Source organism: Falsiroseomonas oryziterrae (assembly GCF_021864505.1).
GTDB lineage: Bacteria > Pseudomonadota > Alphaproteobacteria > Acetobacterales > Acetobacteraceae > Falsiroseomonas > Falsiroseomonas oryziterrae.
In genome coordinates this window covers 1-1,510 of record NZ_JAKJIB010000554.1, presented here as the reverse complement: position 1 = coordinate 1,510, position 1,510 = coordinate 1, and the positions used below count along the sequence as shown (strand labels likewise).

2 protein-coding genes are annotated in these 1,510 nt (G+C 77.2%); both read right to left on the bottom strand.

Going from position 1 to position 1,510, the window contains the following annotated elements:
- Positions 1-768: hypothetical protein (locus L2I40_RS23075; RefSeq protein ID WP_237217698.1), on the bottom strand; the 768-nt coding region annotated here is incomplete at its 3' end.
- 1 nt (position 769) lies between these two features.
- On the bottom strand, positions 770-1,510 hold a 741-nt coding region (locus L2I40_RS23070; RefSeq protein WP_237217697.1), incomplete at its 5' end, for a heparinase II/III domain-containing protein.

Below are 1,510 nucleotides of genomic sequence, written 5' to 3'. Positions count from 1 at the left end.
CAGCAGCGCCAGCAGCGCCAGCAGCAGCGGCCGGTTCGGCAGGGCGGGGCGCATGCCGACCACCGGCGCGGAGACCAGCCGCGCCGCCACCGCCTCGTCCACCGCGGCGACGAGGCCCGCCCGCTGGCTCTGCGCCAGCAGTTCGTAGAGCGACTGGCGGATGTACATGTCGGGCTCGCGCGCCAGCCGCTCCTCCAGCGCGTGCACGCGCCGCCGCGCCACCTCCTCGAGGTCGGCGCGCACCCGCGATTCCGCGAAGTCGTGCAGCCGCCGCAGCATCGCCAGCGCGGCGTCGCGATCGGGATGCGCGAGCGCCACCGTCCAGGTCACCGCATTCAGCGTCTGCGTCACGGCGAGGCTGCGCTCCAGCCAACCGCGTGCATCGTCGAGGTCGGCGCCGCGCCGCAGGCCGAGCGCGGCGCGGATCCCGCCGAACGGGAAGGCGTCGCGCCGCGCCGCGAGATGCGCCAGCAGCTCCGTCTCGCGCGCCAGCATCGCCGCCGCCTCGGCCGAGCGCAGCTTGCCGAGATAGATCGCGAAATTGCCGGAGGGCCGCGGATCCAGCACCGCGGCGACCGGCGCGGAAGGCGCGAGCAGCGAGGAGGTCGCGATGCCCGTCGTCTCCGCCGGCGCCACCAGCGCCTCCGCGACGTAGCGGCGCGGCCAGGACAGGATCGCGGCGGCGCCGAGCGCGAAGAGCAGCAGCGCGGTCAGCGCGACCCGGCGGCGGCGCGCCCAGAGCCCGGCCAGCAGCAGCTCGGCCGGCATGTCAGCCATCCCCGCCCGACGACGCCGGCGGCATCGACCCGGCCGCCGCCCCGGGCAACAGGATGCGGAGCCGCATCCAGGTGACCGGCGCCGCCGCCGTCACGCGCAGCACCGGCGCGGCGCGCAACGCGCCATAGGCCGGGCTCTCCTCGCCCGCGACGAGGTCGAGGCCGAGCGGCGCATCGGCCCCGACCGAAAGGTGCGCCAGTGGCGAGACGAGGCCCGCCGCGCTGCGCTGCCATCGCCCGGGGCAGAGACGCCAATGCCAGGCGACGCGCCGAAAGCGGCCCGCGACGCGGTCCTCGATCGTCCAGGTGCGGCCGGCGACAAAGACGCGGCGCGTCACGCGGTTGCCGCGCGCATCGCGCAGCGCCGCGCCGTCGTCGCGCGCCGCCAACCGCGGCCAGCGCGCCAGCAGGAATCGCCCGATGCGCGGCATCGGATCGGTCTCGTCGAAGACCGGCGCGTTGTGCGCGGCCGCGCCCCACAGCGCGAACCAGGCGGGCGAGGGCGGGTCGTAGCTGCCGGTGCCGCCGTCGCGGATCACCCAGCACGCGCCGTCGCGCAGCGACAAGTGCAGCAGGTCGCATTGCGACGGGCGGAAGCCCAGCGGGCCGGTGCGCAGCACGGCGGCCGCGCCCGCCTCCTCCCAGCCCATCGTGCCGCTCGCCACCCAGCGCGCCGGACGCGGCAGCGTCGCGGCGGGCCGCGGCAGCCCGAGCCAGGCGCAGCCCGCATCCTC